Annotated in this window: 21 protein-coding genes; 10 read left to right on the top strand and 11 right to left on the bottom strand. The window is 38.7% G+C overall.

All coding sequences use genetic code 11. From position 1 onward, the window contains the following. Positions 1 to 108 precede the first annotated feature (108 nt). From JWQ54_RS12215 to JWQ54_RS12205, 3 genes are all read right to left on the bottom strand, one after another. Positions 109 to 435, bottom strand: a complete 327-nt coding sequence (locus JWQ54_RS12215; RefSeq protein WP_299585036.1) for an iron-sulfur cluster assembly accessory protein — start codon at positions 433 to 435, stop codon at positions 109 to 111. A gap of 88 nt (positions 436 to 523) precedes the next feature. After that, positions 524 to 937 (bottom strand): Fe-S cluster assembly scaffold IscU, encoded by a 414-nt coding sequence (gene iscU, locus JWQ54_RS12210; RefSeq protein WP_299585034.1) that lies wholly within the window; start codon positions 935 to 937, stop codon positions 524 to 526. Positions 938 to 1057: 120 nt separating this feature from the next. Beyond that, positions 1058 to 2269, bottom strand: a complete 1212-nt coding sequence (locus JWQ54_RS12205; RefSeq protein WP_299585032.1) for an IscS subfamily cysteine desulfurase — start codon at positions 2267 to 2269, stop codon at positions 1058 to 1060. A 214-nt stretch (positions 2270 to 2483) separates the two neighbouring features. Between JWQ54_RS12205 and JWQ54_RS12200 the strand changes: the two genes are divergently transcribed. Together JWQ54_RS12200 and mce are read left to right on the top strand one after the other, a co-directional pair. After that, on the top strand, positions 2484 to 3962 hold the full coding sequence (locus JWQ54_RS12200) for a TonB-dependent receptor (protein WP_299585030.1): 1479 nt from the start codon (positions 2484 to 2486) through the stop codon (positions 3960 to 3962). A 182-nt stretch (positions 3963 to 4144) separates the two neighbouring features. Continuing rightward, on the top strand, positions 4145 to 4543 hold the full coding sequence (gene mce / locus JWQ54_RS12195) for a methylmalonyl-CoA epimerase (protein WP_299585028.1): 399 nt from the start codon (positions 4145 to 4147) through the stop codon (positions 4541 to 4543). Between the two features lie 255 nt (positions 4544 to 4798). On the opposite strand, the gene JWQ54_RS12190 is transcribed toward mce, so the two are convergent. After that, positions 4799 to 5245 (bottom strand): hypothetical protein, encoded by a 447-nt coding sequence (locus JWQ54_RS12190; RefSeq protein WP_299585026.1) that lies wholly within the window; start codon positions 5243 to 5245, stop codon positions 4799 to 4801. A gap of 259 nt (positions 5246 to 5504) precedes the next feature. Here JWQ54_RS12190 and JWQ54_RS12185 point away from each other — a divergent pair, with 259 nt between their 5' ends. The 8 genes from JWQ54_RS12185 to JWQ54_RS12150 all read left to right on the top strand — a co-directional run bounded on the left by JWQ54_RS12185 (position 5505) and on the right by JWQ54_RS12150 (position 12145). Next, a complete protein-coding gene (locus JWQ54_RS12185) occupies positions 5505 to 5750 on the top strand; it encodes a type B 50S ribosomal protein L31 (protein ID WP_299498835.1) in 246 nt (81 codons plus the stop codon). 68 nt (positions 5751 to 5818) lie between these two features. Further along, positions 5819 to 6979, top strand: a complete 1161-nt coding sequence (locus tag JWQ54_RS12180) for a GlmU family protein (protein WP_299585024.1) — start codon at positions 5819 to 5821, stop codon at positions 6977 to 6979. Positions 6980 to 7097: 118 nt separating this feature from the next. Beyond that, entirely contained in the window at positions 7098 to 7862 is a 765-nt protein-coding gene (gene tpiA / locus JWQ54_RS12175; RefSeq protein WP_299585022.1) for a triose-phosphate isomerase, read from the top strand. A gap of 25 nt (positions 7863 to 7887) precedes the next feature. Continuing rightward, positions 7888 to 8364 carry a hypothetical protein gene (locus JWQ54_RS12170; protein ID WP_299585020.1) on the top strand — a complete coding sequence of 159 codons (477 nt, stop codon included), beginning with the start codon at positions 7888 to 7890 and terminating at the stop codon, positions 8362 to 8364. 21 nt (positions 8365 to 8385) lie between these two features. Next, positions 8386 to 9222 (top strand): 50S ribosomal protein L11 methyltransferase, encoded by an 837-nt coding sequence (gene prmA / locus JWQ54_RS12165; RefSeq protein ID WP_299585018.1) that lies wholly within the window; start codon positions 8386 to 8388, stop codon positions 9220 to 9222. A 231-nt stretch (positions 9223 to 9453) separates the two neighbouring features. Continuing rightward, a complete protein-coding gene (locus JWQ54_RS12160) occupies positions 9454 to 10302 on the top strand; it encodes a universal stress protein (protein ID WP_299585016.1) in 849 nt (282 codons plus the stop codon). 66 nt (positions 10303 to 10368) lie between these two features. Next, positions 10369 to 11724, top strand: coding sequence for a Mur ligase family protein (gene murC, locus JWQ54_RS12155; RefSeq protein WP_299585014.1), 1356 nt, complete (start codon positions 10369 to 10371; stop codon positions 11722 to 11724). 79 nt (positions 11725 to 11803) lie between these two features. Next, complete coding sequence (locus JWQ54_RS12150) at positions 11804 to 12145, top strand: helix-turn-helix transcriptional regulator (protein WP_299585012.1); 342 nt, start codon at positions 11804 to 11806, stop codon at positions 12143 to 12145. Positions 12146 to 12210: 65 nt separating this feature from the next. Here the strand turns inward: JWQ54_RS12150 and JWQ54_RS12145 are convergent, their stop codons facing one another. From JWQ54_RS12145 to JWQ54_RS12115, 7 genes are all read right to left on the bottom strand, one after another. Continuing rightward, on the bottom strand, positions 12211 to 13329 hold the full coding sequence (locus JWQ54_RS12145) for a GNAT family N-acetyltransferase (RefSeq protein ID WP_299585010.1): 1119 nt from the start codon (positions 13327 to 13329) through the stop codon (positions 12211 to 12213). A gap of 76 nt (positions 13330 to 13405) precedes the next feature. Beyond that, positions 13406 to 13591 carry a hypothetical protein gene (locus tag JWQ54_RS12140; protein ID WP_299498976.1) on the bottom strand — a complete coding sequence of 62 codons (186 nt, stop codon included), beginning with the start codon at positions 13589 to 13591 and terminating at the stop codon, positions 13406 to 13408. A gap of 139 nt (positions 13592 to 13730) precedes the next feature. Continuing rightward, entirely contained in the window at positions 13731 to 14291 is a 561-nt protein-coding gene (scpB, locus tag JWQ54_RS12135) for an SMC-Scp complex subunit ScpB (RefSeq protein WP_299585008.1), read from the bottom strand. An 11-nt stretch (positions 14292 to 14302) separates the two neighbouring features. Beyond that, positions 14303 to 15427 (bottom strand): CofH family radical SAM protein, encoded by a 1125-nt coding sequence (locus JWQ54_RS12130; RefSeq protein ID WP_299585006.1) that lies wholly within the window; start codon positions 15425 to 15427, stop codon positions 14303 to 14305. A 94-nt stretch (positions 15428 to 15521) separates the two neighbouring features. Then, the gene (locus JWQ54_RS12125) at positions 15522 to 15758 is read right to left on the bottom strand and encodes a hypothetical protein (RefSeq protein WP_299585005.1); all 237 of its coding nucleotides are present in this window, start codon (positions 15756 to 15758) and stop codon (positions 15522 to 15524) included. Between the two features lie 100 nt (positions 15759 to 15858). Beyond that, positions 15859 to 16617 carry a DUF6882 domain-containing protein gene (locus tag JWQ54_RS12120; protein WP_299585002.1) on the bottom strand — a complete coding sequence of 253 codons (759 nt, stop codon included), beginning with the start codon at positions 16615 to 16617 and terminating at the stop codon, positions 15859 to 15861. A gap of 27 nt (positions 16618 to 16644) precedes the next feature. Continuing rightward, on the bottom strand, positions 16645 to 18150 hold the full coding sequence (locus tag JWQ54_RS12115) for an ATP-binding cassette domain-containing protein (RefSeq protein ID WP_299585000.1): 1506 nt from the start codon (positions 18148 to 18150) through the stop codon (positions 16645 to 16647). Positions 18151 to 18473 lie beyond the last annotated feature (323 nt).

Raw genomic sequence — 18473 nt, 5'->3', positions numbered from 1 at the left:
ATTTCACCGATTAGATAAATGATTTCACCGATTCGTTTTTTGTAAATAAAAACACCGATCCTGTTTTCACAAAATCGGTGCAATCACATGTTAAAATCGATGTAATCCTTATACCGAAAAACTCTCGCCACAACCACAGGTGCGGCTTGCATTAGGGTTATGAAAGTTAAAGCCCTTGCCGTTTAACCCGTCAGAAAAATCAAGCTCTGTACCGGCAAGGTATAAGAACGACTTCATATCCAAAGCCATGCGTACGCCTTTGTCCTCGAAAAACTGGTCGCCCTTTTTTTCTTCGTTATCAAAGTCGAGGTTATATGATAATCCCGAGCAGCCGCCTCCCTGAACACTCACACGCAGAAAATAAGAGGCATCAAGCCCCGAATCCTGCATAAGGTGGGCTATTTTGCTTTTCGCTTTATCGGTTACAGTTACCATTGTTTAGTCTTTAGTTCTAAGTCTTTAGTCTGAAGTCCAAGCCTCTCAAAAAGACTTTGGACTTACTACTCAAGACTTAAGACTCGTCTTAGTGATGTACTTTTTCGCTTTCAATTGCTTCCATGCCGTTTTTAATGCGGAAGTCGTTAATTGCTGCTTTAATAGCATCTTCTGCTAAAACAGAGCAGTGAATTTTTACCGGGGGCAATGCTAATTCTTCAACAATATCCATGTTGTCAATTTTCATTGCATCGTCAATAGTTTTACCTTTTAGCCATTCTGTAGCTAAAGATGATGACGCTATAGCCGAGCCGCATCCAAAAGTTTTAAATTTAGCATCGGTGATGATGTTATCATCGCCAACTTCAATTTGCAGGCGCATAACGTCGCCGCACTCTGGCGCACCAACTAAGCCGGTACCTACCTTATGACTGCTTTTGTCTAAAGTACCAACGTTGCGCGGGTTAGTGTAATGATCAATTACTTTATCTGAATATGCCATTTTCTTATAGTTTTAAGTATTATGTTCTGAGTGTTGAGTTATTTAACTCTAAGCTCTGTAAATTTTATATTTAAAAATGCCAGGCATCTGCATATCTGCATATCCGAGCATTTGCACATTTTAGTGTTCTGCCCACTCAATCGAGTCGAGGTCTATTCCTTCTTTAAACATTTCCCAAAGCGGCGACATGTTACGTAAGTTAGTAACCGCTGTTTTGGTTACTTCAATCGCGTAATCAACTTCCTCTTCGGTAGTAAACCTGCCTAAACCAAAACGTATCGAAGAGTGTGCCAAATCATCAGATAAGCCTAAACTTTTTAATACGTACGATGGCTCTAACGATGCCGAAGTACAAGCAGATCCTGATGATACGGCCAGGTCCTTCATCGCCATCATCAAACCTTCACCTTCAACATATTTAAAGCTGATGTTGGCAACGTGTGGTAAACGATGCTCAACGTTTCCGTTTACATAGCTTTCTTCCAGTTGGGTTAATGATGCTTGTAATTTATCGCGTAAAGCTGATAAACGTTTGGCTTCGCTCTCCATTTCCTGTCCGCAAAGTTCGCAGGCTTTACCTAAACCAACAATGCCCGGTACGTTTAATGTGCCCGAACGCATACCCCGTTCGTGGCCGCCACCGTCCATTTGTGCGGTAACTTTAACACGCGGCCCTTTACGCCTAACGTATAATGCGCCTACGCCTTTAGGTCCGTATATTTTATGTGCCGATAATGCCAGCAGGTCAATACCATCAGCAATAACATCAACAGGTATTTTACCAACAGCCTGTACAGCATCTGTCATAAACAACGCGCCATATTTATGGGCAATTGCTGATATTTCTTTTATAGGTTGTATAACACCGATCTCATTATTGCCATACATTACCGAAACTAAGATGGTTTCGTTGGTCATTGCAGCTTCTAATACGGCAAGGTCAAGAAGTCCGTCTGGTCCAACAGGAAGATAAGTAACCTTACCGCCAAGTTTTTCAACATGTTTACACGCGTCAAGCACAGCCTTATGTTCGGTAACGGTAGTAATAATATGGTTACCTTTTTCTTTATACATTTCAAACACACCTTTTATAGCCAGGTTGTCTGATTCTGTTGCACCTGAAGTAAAGATGATCTCTTTTTCGCTGGCGCCAATTAATTTAGCCACCTGCTCTCGTGCATAGTCAACACCTTCTTCGGCTACCCAGCCAAATGGATGGTTACGGCTGGCAGCGTTACCAAACTTTGTAGTAAAGTAAGGCAACATAGCTTCCAGCACCCTCGGGTCCATAGGTGTTGTAGCATTGTTATCAAGGTAAATCGGGATATTCATACTTAATATTTTATATGCACAAAGATACCAATCTTTTTATTTAAAATCATTCAAAATAGTCATATTAAACTAATAATTTATATATACCAGAAAGATATTTTAGCCGGAAAATAAAACATGTACCTTTGCTTTTATTCTAAACTATTCAACTTATTCTTAAAATAATCGTATTTTTAAGATGTATTAATAATCATAATGGCAACTATGCAGGTGTATGAATAACGTTCACAATAAAGATATAGGAACAAAGCAAAAAGCGCTGGCCATTAATCTCGACCTTGAAATTTACGGTTCCTTTGCCGAAATTGGCGCGGGGCAGGATGTAGCTGCCAATTTTTTCAAGGCAGGCGCTTCATCGGGCACTATTGCAAAAACCATGTCGGCTTACGATATGACCTTTTCTGATGCTATCTATGGTGTACAACAAATACGCCGCTATGTAAGCGAACAACGGTTAAAATCCATGCTCGATCATGAATATAGTTTGTTAATAGAGCGTTTGGCCTCACAACGTGGGGATACCACAAATTTCTTTGCTTTTTCTGATACCATGTCTGCCCTTAATTATAACAAAACTAATGAAGGGCATGGCTGGATGGGAGTGCGGTTCCAGTTAGAACCTAACGGCGCGTTTAACGATGTGGTGCTGCATGTAAAGCTGTTGGATAATGACAATAATTTACAACAGCAAGCGGTAGGGATATTAGGTGTGAACCTAATGTATGCCTGCTTTTATTATAATGAAATTCCGCCTGTGTTTTTGCTGTCGCTGATGGATAACCTGTCGAAGGACCGTATTCAGATTGATATGATCCGTTTTGAGGGCCCCAACTTTACTAAGGTTGATAACAGGTTAATGAGCCTGCACCTGGTAAAATATGGGTTTTCGGACGCGGCTGTTTTTGGGCCCGACGGTAAAAATCAGCAACCATCAGAGGTGTTGTACAAAAAGCATATTGTGGTAATACGCGGGCGTTTTCGCCCTATCATTAATGTGCATTTAGATATGCTGAATAACGGCGTAAAGCAATTTATTCAGGAGCCGGATGTAGATAGTAAGAATGTTACGGTGGTTACAGAGCTTACCCTGCAATCATTAAAAGAGCGCGATGCCGGTTTCGACGCCGAAATTGATGAAAAGGATTTCCTTGACCGGGTAGATATTCTTTGCTCGCTTGGGCAAACAGTATTGATATCTAATTTTCATGAGTACTATAAACTGGTGGCCTATTTATCTAAGATCACCAGCTTAAAACTTGGCGTTGTTTTAGGCTATCCCAACCTGGAGTATATTTTTAGCGAGGAGCATTATAAGGACCTGCCGGGCGGTATTTTAGAGTCGTTCGCCACCTTGTTTAGCCGTAAGGTGAAATTGTTTATATACCCTACCCTGCGCGATGGGGTTATTATGAATTGCCTGCGGTTTTACCCGCCGCCGCATTTAATAGACTTGTACCGTTACCTGATAGCCAACAACAAAATTGAAGACATCCGTAACTATAATGAAAATAACCTGCATGTGCAAACCGATATTGTATTACAACTGATAAAGCAGGGTGTACCCGGATGGGAGCAATATGTACCGGCCGAAGTAGCTACCATGATAAAGGACCGCTGCCTGTTTGGATTTCACTGTGATGTTGACCCTGTAACAGGCGCGCCTGTTAAAACGGACGCTGCCGCGAAGGAATAATGTAATTAAAAAGAGCGAGGGGCCGTGCGATTCCCTCCCAACGGGAGGGGCAGGGAGGAGTGTAGCGAACTTTGCAAATCGGCGAAACCCCTCCCTGCCACTTCACAGCCAGCCGCACCCCTCCCAGGGGAGGGAATGGAACCCAATGACATTTTCTTTTAATTAATTCACCATATTTGTTCATGAACAAAATAGAACATATTGGCATTGCCGTAACCGATCTTAAAGCCGCCGGCAGCCTGTATGAAAAACTATTAAACACCACTGTTTATAAAATTGAGGACGTAGTTAGCGAAGGTGTTAAAACCGCGTTCCTGCAAAACGGCCCTAATAAGATTGAACTGCTGGAAGCATCCAACCCCGATAGCCCCATAGCCAAATTCATCGCCAAAAAAGGTGAGGGGATACACCATATAGCTTTTGAGGTGGACGATATTATAGCCGAAATGGCCCGGCTAAAAAACGAAGGTTTTGTTTTGTTAAGCGATGAGCCTAAGCGCGGTGCTGATAATAAGCTGGTTTGTTTTGTGCATCCGAAAAGTGCGGGCGGGGTGTTGATGGAGTTGGTGCAGGGGATTTAAATTGGCAGTTTTCAGTTGGCGGTATACAGTATTTTTACAGCACATATTTTTAACATTCATACCCCCCGCTGTTCGAAGCCCTCTCCGAACCACTATGCAGGTAATCTTTAGACTATCGAAAAAAAATCAGGTATGTAGTTGCAAACTACAAGCATAATCGTCCGAAGTTGCAAATTTCGAAAAGCGGGGCTATTTGAAAAATAAAAAAGCCTTCCGGTATTTAACAGGAAGGCTTGTATAGTAGAATAGCTTTATTTATTTTACCCAAAGCGGCCCTTTACCCGTTATTCTTTTAATAATAATATAAATTATGGCCAGTGAAAAAGCAATGTGGAAATACCCGAACCGGGCGGGTACACCTGAATTTAAATGGAAAATGTAAATGATGCCCCCTATATTAAAAACAAGTATGGCTAAACTGATTTTTCCAACCAATTTACTGGCGGCAGTATTTTCCTGGCCGAATTCAATATTGTTTGGAAACGTCAATACAAACTGCGCAATAAACACCAGGATCACAATAATGTGTACCGATGCTTTATCGGCATTGTAGCCCATGCTTTCGCCAATAATGGGAAGAATACTAAAGAAACAAAGTCCTGATAGAAAAAATTTCCTGTTAGCTTTTAATGCTCCGTAAAGGGTTAACAGGGTTAAAGCTCCACCAATAATGGTAAAGATCAATTCAACAGTTGAGTTCATAATTAGTTTAATTTTAAGGTTTAAAATTATATTGGTTGTATAAAAGTAAAAATAAATTACTGATTTACAATATTTTATGAAATATTGTAAAGGGTTGTTATTAACAGATAATGAGGCTTGAACGCAGGTGGGTTCACCCTGGGTCAGGTAGTTCAGGTTGGTTCACCCACCTAATCTTTAAATTAAAAAACATCTTTTTACTTTTGAAAAAAAATACTACATTTGCACCTCTTTTATAAGAAGAAGAGCAATAATAACGATGAAAAAAGATCTGCACCCATCAAACTATAGATTAGTTGTATTTAAAGATATGTCAAACGACTATTCTTTCATGACTAAATCATGTATCGACACCCGTGAAACTGTAAAATGGGAAGACGGTAACGAATATCCATTAGTAAAATTAGAAATTTCTCATACCTCGCACCCTTTCTATACCGGTAAAATGAAACTGGTTGATACTGCTGGTCGTATTGATAAATTCCGTACACGTTATAACAAGTAATATCAGCTTGTTAATAAAATATTTACAAGTCTCCCGATAACATCGGGAGACTTTTTTATTTTTGTGCTATGGCAATTATCCTGTTTGACGATAACGCACACCAAACTTTACTACCTTTAACCTACACTCGCCCTGTTGCCGACCTCCGCATTGGTATATTAACCATTGCCGAAAAGTGGGCAAAATACCTTGGTACGGAGTTTTCTTTCTATACACAACCTTATTTGCAGGCTAAATTTCCGCAAAAAACGGCGGTTGATGATTTATTTATCAACGGTTCTGTTTGCCCGGACGACGGCTTGCTGGAAGCTATTGGTCTGTTAAAAAAAGGCGAAGCGTTAAAGCAGGGTGATTTTTTAATTGCTGCCAAAGCAACGATGGATGCAGCGTTTACTAATGTGGTAAATTATGAGTCGTTTTTTATCTGTATAAAATACCCTGAAGATATATTCAGTAAGAACGATATTGAGCTGCGCAAAGATTTTAAACTGCTTACCAAAGGCAGAACCAGCGCAGCAATAAGCGCTACCAATACCATCATCGGCAATGACTTTTTTGCAGAAGAGGGCGCTGTTGCCGAATGCTCAACCTTTAATACCACCAAGGGTCCCATTTACCTGGGCAAGGATACAGACGTTTGGGAAGGCACCCACATACGCGGCGCGTTTGCTTTGTGCGAACACTCGCAGGTTAAGATGGGAGCCAAGATATATGGCGCTACTACTATAGGCCCATATTCGAGGGTGGGTGGCGAGATCAATAATTCGGTTATCTGGGGATATTCATCCAAAGGGCATGACGGATTTTTAGGTAATTCGGTATTGGGCGAATGGTGCAATATAGGTGCCGACAGCAATAATTCAAATCTTAAAAATAATTATGCCGAGGTTAAACTTTGGGATTATACTACCCAACGTTTCCGTAAAACCGGATTGCAATTTTGTGGTTTAATAATGGCCGACCATGCTAAATGCGGTATCAATACCATGTTTAACACCGGTACAGTTGTGGGGGTGAGCGCTAATGTTTTTGGTGCAGGTTTCCCGCGTAATTTTGTACCCGATTTTGCCTGGGGCGGTGCGCAGGGTTTTGAGGTGTATTCCATCAAAAAAATGTTTGAAACCACCGCGATGGTTTACCCGCGCCGCGACCGTGAATTTAATGAGATTGAGCAAGAAATAATGAAAAAGGTTTTTGAATTGTCTGAGACATATAGAAGTGTATTTTAATTGAAGGAGTCGATAGTCCATGGTCGATAGTCCATGGTTATAATAACTAAATGCAATCACAAAACAAACTATGGACCATCGACTATGGACCATGGTCTAACTAACAACCAAAAATAAAATGAGAAAAAAAATTGTTGCCGGAAACTGGAAAATGAATTTAGATTATAACGAGGGTTTAAGCTTGTTTTCTGAAGTGGTAAATATGGTTAAAGACGAAGTAACGGGTACACAGGAAGCTGTGGTTTGTAGTCCGTTTATTCATTTGCATAGCCTGGCACAACTGGCTAAAGGCGTTGCCAAAGTATCAATAGGCGCGCAAAATGCCCACCAGGCAGAATCTGGCGCTTATACCGGCGAGATATCAGCTAAGATGATCAAATCGGTGGGTGCTGTTTACGTTGTTTTAGGCCACTCAGAGCGTCGCCAATATTTTGGTGAAACCAATGAGCTGCTGGCAAAAAAAACCGATACTGCATTAGCTAATGACCTGAAACCTATCTTCTGTATTGGCGAAACCTTACAGGAGCGTGAGGCTAACAAGCACTTTGATATTATTAAAAGCCAATTGATTGAGGGTGTATTCCATTTAGATGCTGCACAATTTGCAAAACTGGTTATTGCTTATGAGCCGGTTTGGGCCATTGGTACAGGTGTAACTGCATCGTCAGCCCAGGCGCAGGAAATCCATGCCTTTATCCGTAAAGAAATTGCCGCTAAATACAGCCAGGCAATTGCCGATGCTACAACCATTTTATATGGCGGAAGCTGTAACCCTAAAAATGCCCCCGAACTATTTTCTCAGCCTGATATTGATGGCGGATTAATAGGTGGCGCGTCACTAAAATCGCGCGATTTTACCGATATTGTAAAAGTGTTTAATTGAGTTTTAGTTAATTAAAAGGCATATTATGAAACGGTTTGTTAAAGTAATATTGCCTCCGTTAATTGCTTTCTGGGCATTTGCTGTCTTTATAAAATTTACGCCGTTTTTTCACTACGTAAATGGCGCGAGCCAAATTGGCGAAGATTCTGTATATGGATTGATATCTTATTACAAGGTATTTGCCCCGGGCCAAATATTGATAGCTGTGCTTACCCAGTGGCTAATAATTATGCCAATATGGGATAAGATATTGGCCAAACCAAAAGCAGCTACGCTCATCTTTATTAGCATAGCCCTGGTTTGTTTAATATTTGCATTTGGCATAGCTTATGCTATATGGGATAAAACAACCGGGGTTACGCACCTGGCTGATATTTGTTTATTTATGACGGGTGTGCAGTTATTTTACTGGATATTCAACTTTTTAACGTTGTACCTGTTAGATTGGAAAACGTTTAAGAAAACTATTTCCATAAATAAAGAAGAGCCAGCTAATCTCTAATCTTCAATATCATTTTTGAACATGAATTACTACGAACTCCTTTTCACCACCATAACTACCGAAGATTATCAGCAGGACCTGCTGATAAACGCTTTGGGCCAGATAGGCTTTGATACGTTTGAGGAATTGGAACTGGGGTTTAAAGCATACATTCCATCGGCAGATTTTAATGAGGAGCTGCTGCAGGAAACCTTGCTGCCTTACAGAGAAATGTTTACGTTTAGCTACGAGGTAACTCTTATCCCGCAAAAAAACTGGAACGAAGTATGGGAAAGTAATTTTGAGCCAATTACCATAGGCGATGAAGTATTTGTGCGGGCCACTTTCCATGAACCCCGGCCGGAATTTAAATACGAAATAGTAATAGACCCTAAAATGGCATTTGGCACCGGGCACCATCAAACTACAGCCATGATGCTGCAACTAATGCTGGAAAATGATTTTGCCGGAAAGACGGTATTAGACATGGGTTGCGGTACCGGTATACTGGCTATTATGGCTGCTAAATTGGGTGCTGCAGCTATAGTAGCTATTGATTATGACCCGGTTTGTTATGAAAGTACGATAGAGAATGCACAGCTTAATCATATCAGTAATATCAAGGCCATTTGCGGATCAAAAGAAGTTATCCCTGATGAACAATACGATACAATTCTGGCTAATATTAACCGCAACATATTGATTGACCAGATGCAGCGATATGGAGAAGCATTAAAGCCTGATGGTGAGATATATTTCAGTGGCTTTTATGAAACGCCCGACCTGGATATTATTATAGACGAGGCCCGTAAATACGGAATGAAATATATCATTCATAAAAAAGATAAAGACTGGGTAGCTGCAAAGTTTATTAAATAATACAACAACGAGCGCTGTCAAGCTGAGCCCGGCGAAGCATGCGCGTAAAAGCCCTCGCTCGTCTTTCCACGAGGGTGATGACACCGTAAGCTTGTGGTCAAACTCAAACCAGTTTTATTCGTTATTACAAAATGTTATTTGCTTGACAAATTAACTGTTCAAACATGCTAATTTTGTATCTAACTTTTAGACCTTAATGGTCAAGTAGACAAAAATCTAATTCTTACATTTATGAAAACCTATCTTGTACCTATCGATTTTTCGCATGCATCAGTTCACGCTGCAGAATTTGCTGCTGAATTAAGTAAACAAACCAACGTTGAGCACATAGTTTTATTAAATGCCTATTATGTGTCGCCCTACGAGACAATGCTGCCTAACCCAGATATGGTATTGCTAAGAGAGGAAGAGATAGAACAAAACGTAGCCGACCGTATTAAAAAATTAGAGCATTTAAAGCATAAATTAAGCAAATTGGTTAGAGATGGGGTTAAAATTACTACTCATTTAAACCGTTCGCACTTGTTACGTGCTGTTGTTGAAAACGTTATTGCTAAAAATGCTGATGTGGTTATATTAGGCAGCAAGGGTAATACCAGTAAAGACGATTCGCAAATTGGTAGTCACGTTATAAACATCTCCAAAGCCAGCCCGGTTCCTGTAATAGTTGTGCCACCGGCTTATAATTTTAAAACTATAGAGCGTGTTATTGTAGCCTGTGATTTTAATAAGGTTAAAGAAACTGTTCCGTTAGAAGCTTTGAAAAAGCTTTTGGATAGAAAAAAATTCGAGCTCTTAATAGTGAACATTGATAATGAAACTAAACACCTTGCCGGTGATGCCGAACGCAGGGCAGAAGAAACCGCTTTACACGGTATGCTAAAACAATATCACCCCAAATATTATTACATCAACAACCCGGATATTATTAATGGCATTTTAAAATTTGCTGCAGACAATAATGCACAATTGGTTATAGCCTTACCTCATAAATACAGTTTTTTCCAGTCGATACTGCATGATAGCGTTTCGCAACAGTTAGCAGAAAGCGCTGCTGTGCCGGTATTGTTACTGAAATGATTCTTTGTTAAGCAAACTGTTTTTTGCGTTTATTTGCACTTTAAATAAGCATAACCTGTAAATTACATGAGGGTACATTTTATAGCCATAGGTGGCAGTGCAATGCATAATCTTGCCATTGCTTTACATAAAAAAGGATTTGAAGTTACCGGATCAGATGATGTGTTGTTTGAGCCATCTGTTTCGCGTTTAAATAAATATGGTTTACTGCCGCAGCAGAACGGGTGGTACCCCGAAAAAATAACTGCGGATATTGATGCGATCATTTTAGGAATGCATGCCCGTATTGACAATCCTGAGTTAGTTAAAGCACAAGAACTGGGCATAAAGGTGTACTCATACCCCGAGTATATTTATGAGCAATCAAAAGATAAATTAAGGGTAGTAATAGGTGGGAGCCATGGTAAAACCACCATAACTTCTATGATATTGCATGTATTACAGGTTGCCGACAAGGACTTTGATTATATGGTTGGCGCGCAGCTGGAGGGGTTTGAAACTATGGTTAAGCTAACTAAAGAGGCGCCGGTAATTATTATTGAGGGCGATGAATATTTGGCTTCGCCGATAGACAGGCGGCCCAAATTTCATTTATATAAAGCAAACATTGGCGTTATAAGCGGTATTGCCTGGGATCATATCAATGTTTTCCCTACATTTCAAAGTTATATTGATCAGTTTGAAATTTTTATAGAAACTATACAAAACGGCGGAAAACTTATTTATAGTAAAACAGATGAAATATTAAATAATGTAATAATAAATAATAATTCTGAAATTGATAAAGTACCTTATACTTTACCGGATTACAGCATTGAAAATGGTGTGACCACAGTTATTGCAGATGAAAAAAAATATTCGTTAGAAGTTTTTGGTGAACATAACCTGCTAAATATGGAAGCGGCGCGCCTGGTATGCGAAAGCCTTAATATTAAATCAGCAGATTTTTATAAATACATTACCACTTTTAAGGGTGCGGCACGCAGGCTTGAAATAGTTGGAAAAAGCAATAACGCCCATATTTTTAAAGATTTTGCGCATTCGCCATCAAAGCTGCAAGCCACCATTCATGCGGTTAAAACTCAGTTTCCTGACAGGAAATTGATAGCATGTATCGAGCTGCATACGTTTAGTAGTTTGAATAAAGATTTCTTATCACAATACGCGGGTACTATGGATGCGGCAGACGTTGCCATAGTATTTATAGACAAGAAAACTTTTGAGCAGAAAAAGATGGAACCTTACCCGGCAGATACAGTTAAGGCTGCTTTTTTAAAGCAGGATTTAACCTTTTTTAACGATCCAAAACTATTACTAACTGAGTTGGAAAAGATAAATTTGACCAATACTAATTTGTTAATGATGAGTTCTGGAAATTTTGGCGGTATCGACCTTATTGAGCTAAAAAATAAAATATTATAATAATTATTTTTGAAATTAAAAAAAATTAGTAACTTTATTAACTATTGAGAAACCCTTATCCAAATTTATTATACCAACAATGAAGTCACTAGGAAAAAAAATCAGGCTGTTACGTCATCAAAAGGCATGGAGCCAGGAGGATGTTGCAAAAAGGTTAGATATTTCTATTCCTGCTTTTTCCAAGATTGAAACCGGAATTACTGATATTAATTTATCGCGTCTTGAGCAAATCTCAAATTTATTTGAAATGTCGGTAGTTCAGTTACTTACCTTTAATGACCTTGAACAGGAACAAAAATTTGTTAACGAATTAGAAGTAGTTAATAAAAAATTAACCGACCGGGAAATTGAGATCATTGATCTGCAAAAGAAAGTTATTGAGCTGTTTGAAGAATTAAGGCACAACAAAATAACAGCTTAATAAGCTAAAAGACCAAAGTCAAAAGCTAATTATCTCTTTAGCAAAGCTTTCTGCTTCATCTCACCTTAAAAAATATAACGCATAGTTAAATGCTTGTTTGCGAAAGTAGCTCCCATGGAGTTATGCAGGGCAACCATTTTTTCGTTAAAATCGCCTACCCATGATAGCTCTAAAACGCTATATTGGTTAAGCGGGAGCACATACTCACCCAGTTTTATAAATAAGGCTGATTCTAATCCGTGGTTTTGATATTTTTTCTTGGTGCCCATAACTATGGCCCGCATACGCGAAACGCCTTTCCATTTGTAATACAAAAACTTTAATTTCCCAATTAAATTAAGCTTTCCATTTAAAGGTTTAAGCATTTGGTTAGCATCAGGTAAAACAATATTAAATGATGCCGGGTCGCCATTTACATAAGCAAATATTATTAAATGCTCATCCATTATAGGCTTCATTTTAGTAAAGCTTTCTAATATGGTATTATAATTAATTGGTACAAAATTTTCAAACCCCTCCCATGCATCGTTATATATTTCTATGAAATCTGCTGCGAATTGTTCTATTTTGTTTACTTCCAGATGTTTAAATTCATAACCGGGTTTCTGGCTAACCCATTTGGCTATTTTATAAAAGCGTTCTGGAAAGGGTTTAATAATATCTAAATGATTGGTTATTTGCTCATATATTTTTTTAAAACCATAGTTTTCAAAAAAAGCTTTGTAATAGGGCGGGTTGTAATTCATTCCATATGATGGTGGCGAAAATCCTTCTACCAGTAATCCCCAAAAAGTATCATTCTCCCCGAAATTAATGGGGCCATCCATAGCCTGCATACCATTATCCTGTAGCCACTTTTTAGCAGTATCAAACAATAAAAAAGCGGCTCTTTCATCATTTATACACTCAAAAAACCCCATGCCGCCGGTTGGCTGCTCATAATTAAAAGCTTTTTTATTGTTTATAAAGGCCGCGACACGGCCAATGAGCTTGCCATTATCATCCTTCAAAATCCACCTGGTACATTTGCCATATTGATGAAAATTATTTTTAAGCGGATCAAAAACGGCTTCAATATCATTATCAAGCGGGCATACCCAGTTATCATCATTTTTATAGATGTTTCTGGCGGTATTTAAAAAAGCTTTTTTACTTGCTTTGTCATTAACTTCGGTTAAGATCATGGAGGGATGTAAAAATATAAAAAAAGCATCCGGATGTTATTCCGGATGCTTTAAAATACGTTATTTAATAGAGTAATTAAAAATCGTCGTCGTCGTCATCGTCGCCAAAGTCTTCAAAACCCAGATCGTCCAGTGGGCCATCAAAGTCCTCATCCTCGTCAACTACCTTTTTCTTTGGCGTTGTTTCCAAATCATCATCATCTTCCTCGGCATCCGTGTTCTTAGGAATATTCTTGTCTGCGTTCTTTTTTGGCGTTCCCATTTCGGTGAATGTTGTTTAGTAAAATTAAATTTAGGATATGCTTAAACGAATTTAATATAAATTATTTCTTTAATACTGTGTCTGATATTTATTAGTAAAAATAATTAAAAATCATTTTATTAAAAAAAACATTTAAAATTTATTCCTGCTGCTCGCCAATTGAGGTTGAATTATCTGTAAGTTCTTTTATATGAGGCAATTCTTCTATAGTATTTATCCCAAAGTAATCCATAAAAAGTGGGCTTGTGCCATATAAAATTGGTTTCCCCAAGGCTTCAGACTTCCCATTTATTGCGATTAGCTCCTTTTCCAGCAGTTTTTGTATGGAATAATCACAGTTTACGCCGCGTATTTGTTCAACATCTGTTTTAGTTACGGGCTGTTTATAAGCAATAATTGCCAGTGTTTCTAAAGCTGCCTGGCTTAGTTTCTTTTTAGATCGTTGTAATTGTAATAAACTAATAACCGGATGATAATTTTTTTTGGTTAAAAATTGGTAGCCGTTGTTAAGATAGACCAATTCTATCGCAAGGTTTTCATTGGCATATTTATTCTTGATGTTAGCAAGGCTTTCGGTTACTTCATCAATAGAAAAATCACGTTCGAAAGAGGCTTGTAAACAATACATGATCTCTTCTACGCGTATGCTTTGTTCTGAGGCAAAAACCAAGGCTTCTATATACAGTTCGGGTGATTCCATTAATCGAAAGGTTAATAATTTATCACCTGCTCTTCTAACTGTGAGGGCACATCGCGCCACTCATATTTTTGATTGCGCAACTGCGGTTCAAAACCGGCAGCTTTAATAGAATCTTGTATGCCTTTAGCTGTAAAACGGTGCGGTGCACCCGCGGCAGATACTACATTTTCTTCTATCATGATAGAGCCAAAATCATTGGCGCCGGCATTAAGGCATATTTGCGCAACCTGTTTACCTACGGTAAGCCACGAGGCTTGTATGTTTTTAATATTGGGCAGCATAATACGGCTCAAAGCAATCATGCGGATATATTCATCGCCGGTTACATTATTGGTTATGCCGCGTACTTTACGCAGCAGGGTGCCGTCATCCTGGAAGGGCCAGGGGATGAACGCGATAAAACCATGATGACCCTCAGGCTTTTCGGCTTGCACCTCGCGTATCCAAACTAAATGCTCAAATCGTTCTTCAATAGTTTCTACATGGCCAAACATCATTGTTGCAGAGCTTGGCAGGTTAAGCTGATGTGCCGCGCGCATTACATCCAGCCATTCTTTACCACCGCATTTTCCTTTTGATATTAAGCGGCGCACACGGTCGTTCAATATTTCTGCTCCTGCTCCGGGTAAGGAGTCTAAGCCCGATTCCTTCATCGCTCTTAAAACATCGATATGGCTCATGTTCTCCAGCTTTGCAACGTGTGCAATTTCCGGCGGACCTAAGGAGTGTAATTTAAGAGTAGGGTACAGGCTTTTTAATTCTTTAAACAGGTCGGTATAAAACTTTAGTCCCAGATCCGGGTGATGTCCACCCTGTAGTAAAAGCTGGTCGCCGCCCAAACGGAAGGTTTCTTCTATTTTTTGCTTATAAGTTTCAATATCTGTTATGTAGCTATCCTCGTGGCCGGGGCGGCGAAAGAAATTGCAAAACTTACAATTAGCTATACAAACGTTGGTGGTGTTAACATTACGGTCAATCTGCCAGGTTACTTTGCCATGCGGTACCTGCTTTTTACGCAGTTCGTTGGCTACATACATTAAATCGGGTGTTGAAGCATTATGGTGCAGGTGCACCCCCTCCTCAATACTCAAAAATTCAAACCGCGAAGCACGCTGTAACAGATCGGCAGTATTCATAAAGCAAATATACAATATTGTATTAACCGCTTATTTATTTGATTGTAGGATTATTGTGATTTTATAGAGGGGTGACAAGATTATATTCACGATTCTACCCATAATCATTAGCTTCATCCCTGTCAAATTTGAAACCAGAAGTATTTATACGATATTTTTCAAGTGCTTTTTCAATTGCCGCTAATCGTTCGGCTTTTTCTAAATCGCCATTTTCAATATACTCAACTTCATCCAGACTAAAAATTATAACTTCAATAACTTTGCCTACCATATCATCCGGTAACTCAATATTGAGATTGTTATTATCAGATTTTAATATGGTGCGGATCATATAACAAGTTTACAAAATTAAATTTATCAATAATCATATAAATCGCTGATTTATATGATTGTAGAATTATTGTGATTTTTTGCTTGAGACTGAATAGGTATCAATTATGTGTTTGATTTCTTTCTTTAATTTCAAAATAACATTGATCACAAACTAATTTGATGTCAGAGAAAGCCATTGATTTATCGTTCCATTCCCCCTCTTTTAATCGTTCAACTTCGCATTCATCGCACCATGCTTGATAATCATCATCCGGTTCAATTAGAGGATTAGATTGAAATGCTTCATGAAAGCCTATATTGTCATTACTAATTAGGTGTTTACAAACAAATGCTATTGTACCCGACTCGTGTCGATCACATTCAATCAATTTATCTTTAAGAACATTATACTCATCATCATTTAATTCAGATGTGAATATGAAGTAATTGAAAAGATGTTCATGTGGGAAGCGATACATGCCAAGCGCACTTAATAGTTTTGCAGTTATTACAGTAAAATCCCAGCCCGTATACTCGTCACCATCAATTAGCCCTTTCGCTAATTGTCCAAAACCATGTGTTTCTCCAAAAGATTTTACTTTTTCGATACCTCTTTGTACATTATAAGGAGTGGATTCATTGTTCCAGGACCAATTCCAGGTATTTGAGGCTGTTGAAAATGAACCTACATCTACGTATTTAAAGTAAAGATTCCTTCCATCATCAGACTTAAAATTAAATACACCTATAGCATGATCATAAAACCAATTCTCATAACTATTGATATCATACATGGCCATGAATGCATCTTGTAATGATGACATTTCTTCAAAGCAACTATCTTTATAATTCTCAAAAGTTTGTTGAGTACCGCTCATAAATCAAATATACATTATCAATTCATCTTATCCCATCACACAACCCTTCTCCAACCTCAAAACCCTATCCACACTATCCGGTATCTCCTGCTGATAATGTGTTACATAGATCAGCGTAACCTTACTCAAACTGCAAATGGTATCCACCAAATTTTTAAAATGCTGCTGCTGATGGGTATCCATTCCCTGGCAGGGTTCATCAAAAATTAAAAGGGGAGGGTTTTTTATTAGTGCCCTTGCCAGCAAACATAAACGCTGCGCGCTGGCGGGAATGTTTTTTAATAGGGTGCGGGCATATTTATCAATTTCCAAAGCCTTCATCCAGCGTAAAGCTATTGCTGCTTTTTCTTTACTGCTTGGTCTGAATAAACCCAGCGTATCATAATAGCCAGATTCAATTACCTGCAGGCAACTATTATCCGTAGGGAAGTACTGGTGCAATTCGGGCGATACAAAGCCTATCTTCTTTTTAATATCCCAGATGCTTTCGCCGGTACCCCGCTTTTTGTCGAACAATATAATATCATTAGCATAAGCCTGGGGGTTATCGCCATTTATTAAACTTAGCAGGGTTGATTTACCTGCACCGTTATGTCCAAGCAGTGCCCACCTGTCGCCTGGTTTAACTTGCCAGTCTACATCATTTAAAATAATATTATCGCCATATTTAACATGTACTTTATTCATGCTAATGATCTGCTGATAACCAGGTGAAGTATTATACGCATTTAATAACAACCTTAATTCTTCCTTATCAATACTATCCGTTGTTTGCGGCTCAACTAACTGCGGTGTAAACTCATCTTTAGTAACAATATCAGTTATAACTCCATTCTTTAACACAGCTACATTGGTAATGGCGCCAGGTATTTCATAGGGCGATGTTGCCATAACAATGGTAATGCCCGACGCTGTTATCTCTTCAATTATAGTGTTAAACTCTTTACGGGTTTCTATATCAAGTCCCGTTAAGGGGCTGTCCATTAATAGTAAAATTGGATTTTTTGATAAAGCCGCCGCTATTCTTAACCGTTTGGTTTCGCCATTTGATAGTTTGATGAGCTGTTTACCGCTTAATTTATCAAGTTTTAGGGTGGAGATTATCTTGTCGAAATGCCAGTAAATATTGGGTTGGGGAGCAGGTTTTATGGTATGTAAATATTCCTCAACGGTTAAAGCATCCTCACTGTCTGACGAGTTATAACGCTGCTGATAATAAAAATCGCCGGTGTTTGATAGGTTTTTAAAATGGTGTTTGGCCTCAACCAATGCAACTAATTTATGGTGCGTTAAATGTTCAGCGTTACCGGGATGTTGTTTTAAATATTCCTCAAAAAAATGATATTTAATTTCGCCGGCGGTTACATTAAAGTTTCCGGCTATAGTTTGTAATAGCGCGGTTTTGCCCGATCCGCTTTCGCCTACCAGCGCCCAGTTTTCGCCTTTATTAACTACAAAGTTTAAGTTATTAAACAATATACCATCTAAAAACCGAACGCTTACGTGTTGAATTGAAAAAACAGGAGAGACCATAATTTATATTGAGCGGTAAAATTAGTTATATAGCCCAATAAGCCTTAATGTATTAAGTAATAATTGTGTTGGTTTTAAAAAAAGGAGATCGGTTGTAGCCATTGCTATACAACAATATTTGTAAAACTGCATTGCATAAAGCAGAATTGAATAAATGTAACGGATAGGCGTAGTTATTGTATGCTAATTAAAAAAACAATTTAAACCATGAAAAAAATAAATATTACCCTATTCGTTTTGGCAATGATTGCCTTGAGCGGATGTTCTGTTATCGGCGACATATTTAAAGCCGGAGCTTTTGTTGGCATATTAGCTGTAGTTAT

The sequence above is a fragment of the Mucilaginibacter sp. genome (genome assembly GCF_028288225.1).
GTDB lineage: Bacteria > Bacteroidota > Bacteroidia > Sphingobacteriales > Sphingobacteriaceae > Mucilaginibacter.
Note: the sequence above shows the minus strand (reverse complement) of the source record. Positions and strands in the feature narration are given on the sequence as shown.

Bases quoted from the DNA above. Each gene is read 5' to 3' on its own strand.
- JWQ54_RS12180 (WP_299585024.1), top strand. From the start codon at position 5,819: ATGGCAATTATCCTGTTTGACGATAACGCACACCAAACTTTACTACCT.
- JWQ54_RS12215 (WP_299585036.1), bottom strand. From the start codon at position 435: ATGGTAACTGTAACCGATAAAGCGAAAAGCAAAATAGCCCACCTTATG.
- murC (WP_299585014.1), top strand. From the start codon at position 10,369: ATGAGGGTACATTTTATAGCCATAGGTGGCAGTGCAATGCATAATCTT.
- JWQ54_RS12200 (WP_299585030.1), top strand. From the start codon at position 2,484: ATGAATAACGTTCACAATAAAGATATAGGAACAAAGCAAAAAGCGCTG.
- JWQ54_RS12205 (WP_299585032.1), bottom strand. From the start codon at position 2,269: ATGAATATCCCGATTTACCTTGATAACAATGCTACAACACCTATGGAC.
- JWQ54_RS12185 (WP_299498835.1), top strand. From the start codon at position 5,505: ATGAAAAAAGATCTGCACCCATCAAACTATAGATTAGTTGTATTTAAA.
- JWQ54_RS12115 (WP_299585000.1), bottom strand. From the start codon at position 18,150: ATGGTCTCTCCTGTTTTTTCAATTCAACACGTAAGCGTTCGGTTTTTA.
- JWQ54_RS12125 (WP_299585005.1), bottom strand. From the start codon at position 15,758: ATGATCCGCACCATATTAAAATCTGATAATAACAATCTCAATATTGAG.
- JWQ54_RS12160 (WP_299585016.1), top strand. From the start codon at position 9,454: ATGAAAACCTATCTTGTACCTATCGATTTTTCGCATGCATCAGTTCAC.
- JWQ54_RS12150 (WP_299585012.1), top strand. From the start codon at position 11,804: ATGAAGTCACTAGGAAAAAAAATCAGGCTGTTACGTCATCAAAAGGCA.
- tpiA (WP_299585022.1), top strand. From the start codon at position 7,098: ATGAGAAAAAAAATTGTTGCCGGAAACTGGAAAATGAATTTAGATTAT.
- prmA (WP_299585018.1), top strand. From the start codon at position 8,386: ATGAATTACTACGAACTCCTTTTCACCACCATAACTACCGAAGATTAT.
- JWQ54_RS12120 (WP_299585002.1), bottom strand. From the start codon at position 16,617: ATGAGCGGTACTCAACAAACTTTTGAGAATTATAAAGATAGTTGCTTT.
- JWQ54_RS12190 (WP_299585026.1), bottom strand. From the start codon at position 5,245: ATGAACTCAACTGTTGAATTGATCTTTACCATTATTGGTGGAGCTTTA.
- iscU (WP_299585034.1), bottom strand. From the start codon at position 937: ATGGCATATTCAGATAAAGTAATTGATCATTACACTAACCCGCGCAAC.
- JWQ54_RS12130 (WP_299585006.1), bottom strand. From the start codon at position 15,427: ATGAATACTGCCGATCTGTTACAGCGTGCTTCGCGGTTTGAATTTTTG.
- JWQ54_RS12170 (WP_299585020.1), top strand. From the start codon at position 7,888: ATGAAACGGTTTGTTAAAGTAATATTGCCTCCGTTAATTGCTTTCTGG.
- JWQ54_RS12145 (WP_299585010.1), bottom strand. From the start codon at position 13,329: ATGATCTTAACCGAAGTTAATGACAAAGCAAGTAAAAAAGCTTTTTTA.
- mce (WP_299585028.1), top strand. From the start codon at position 4,145: ATGAACAAAATAGAACATATTGGCATTGCCGTAACCGATCTTAAAGCC.
- JWQ54_RS12140 (WP_299498976.1), bottom strand. From the start codon at position 13,591: ATGGGAACGCCAAAAAAGAACGCAGACAAGAATATTCCTAAGAACACG.
- scpB (WP_299585008.1), bottom strand. From the start codon at position 14,291: ATGGAATCACCCGAACTGTATATAGAAGCCTTGGTTTTTGCCTCAGAA.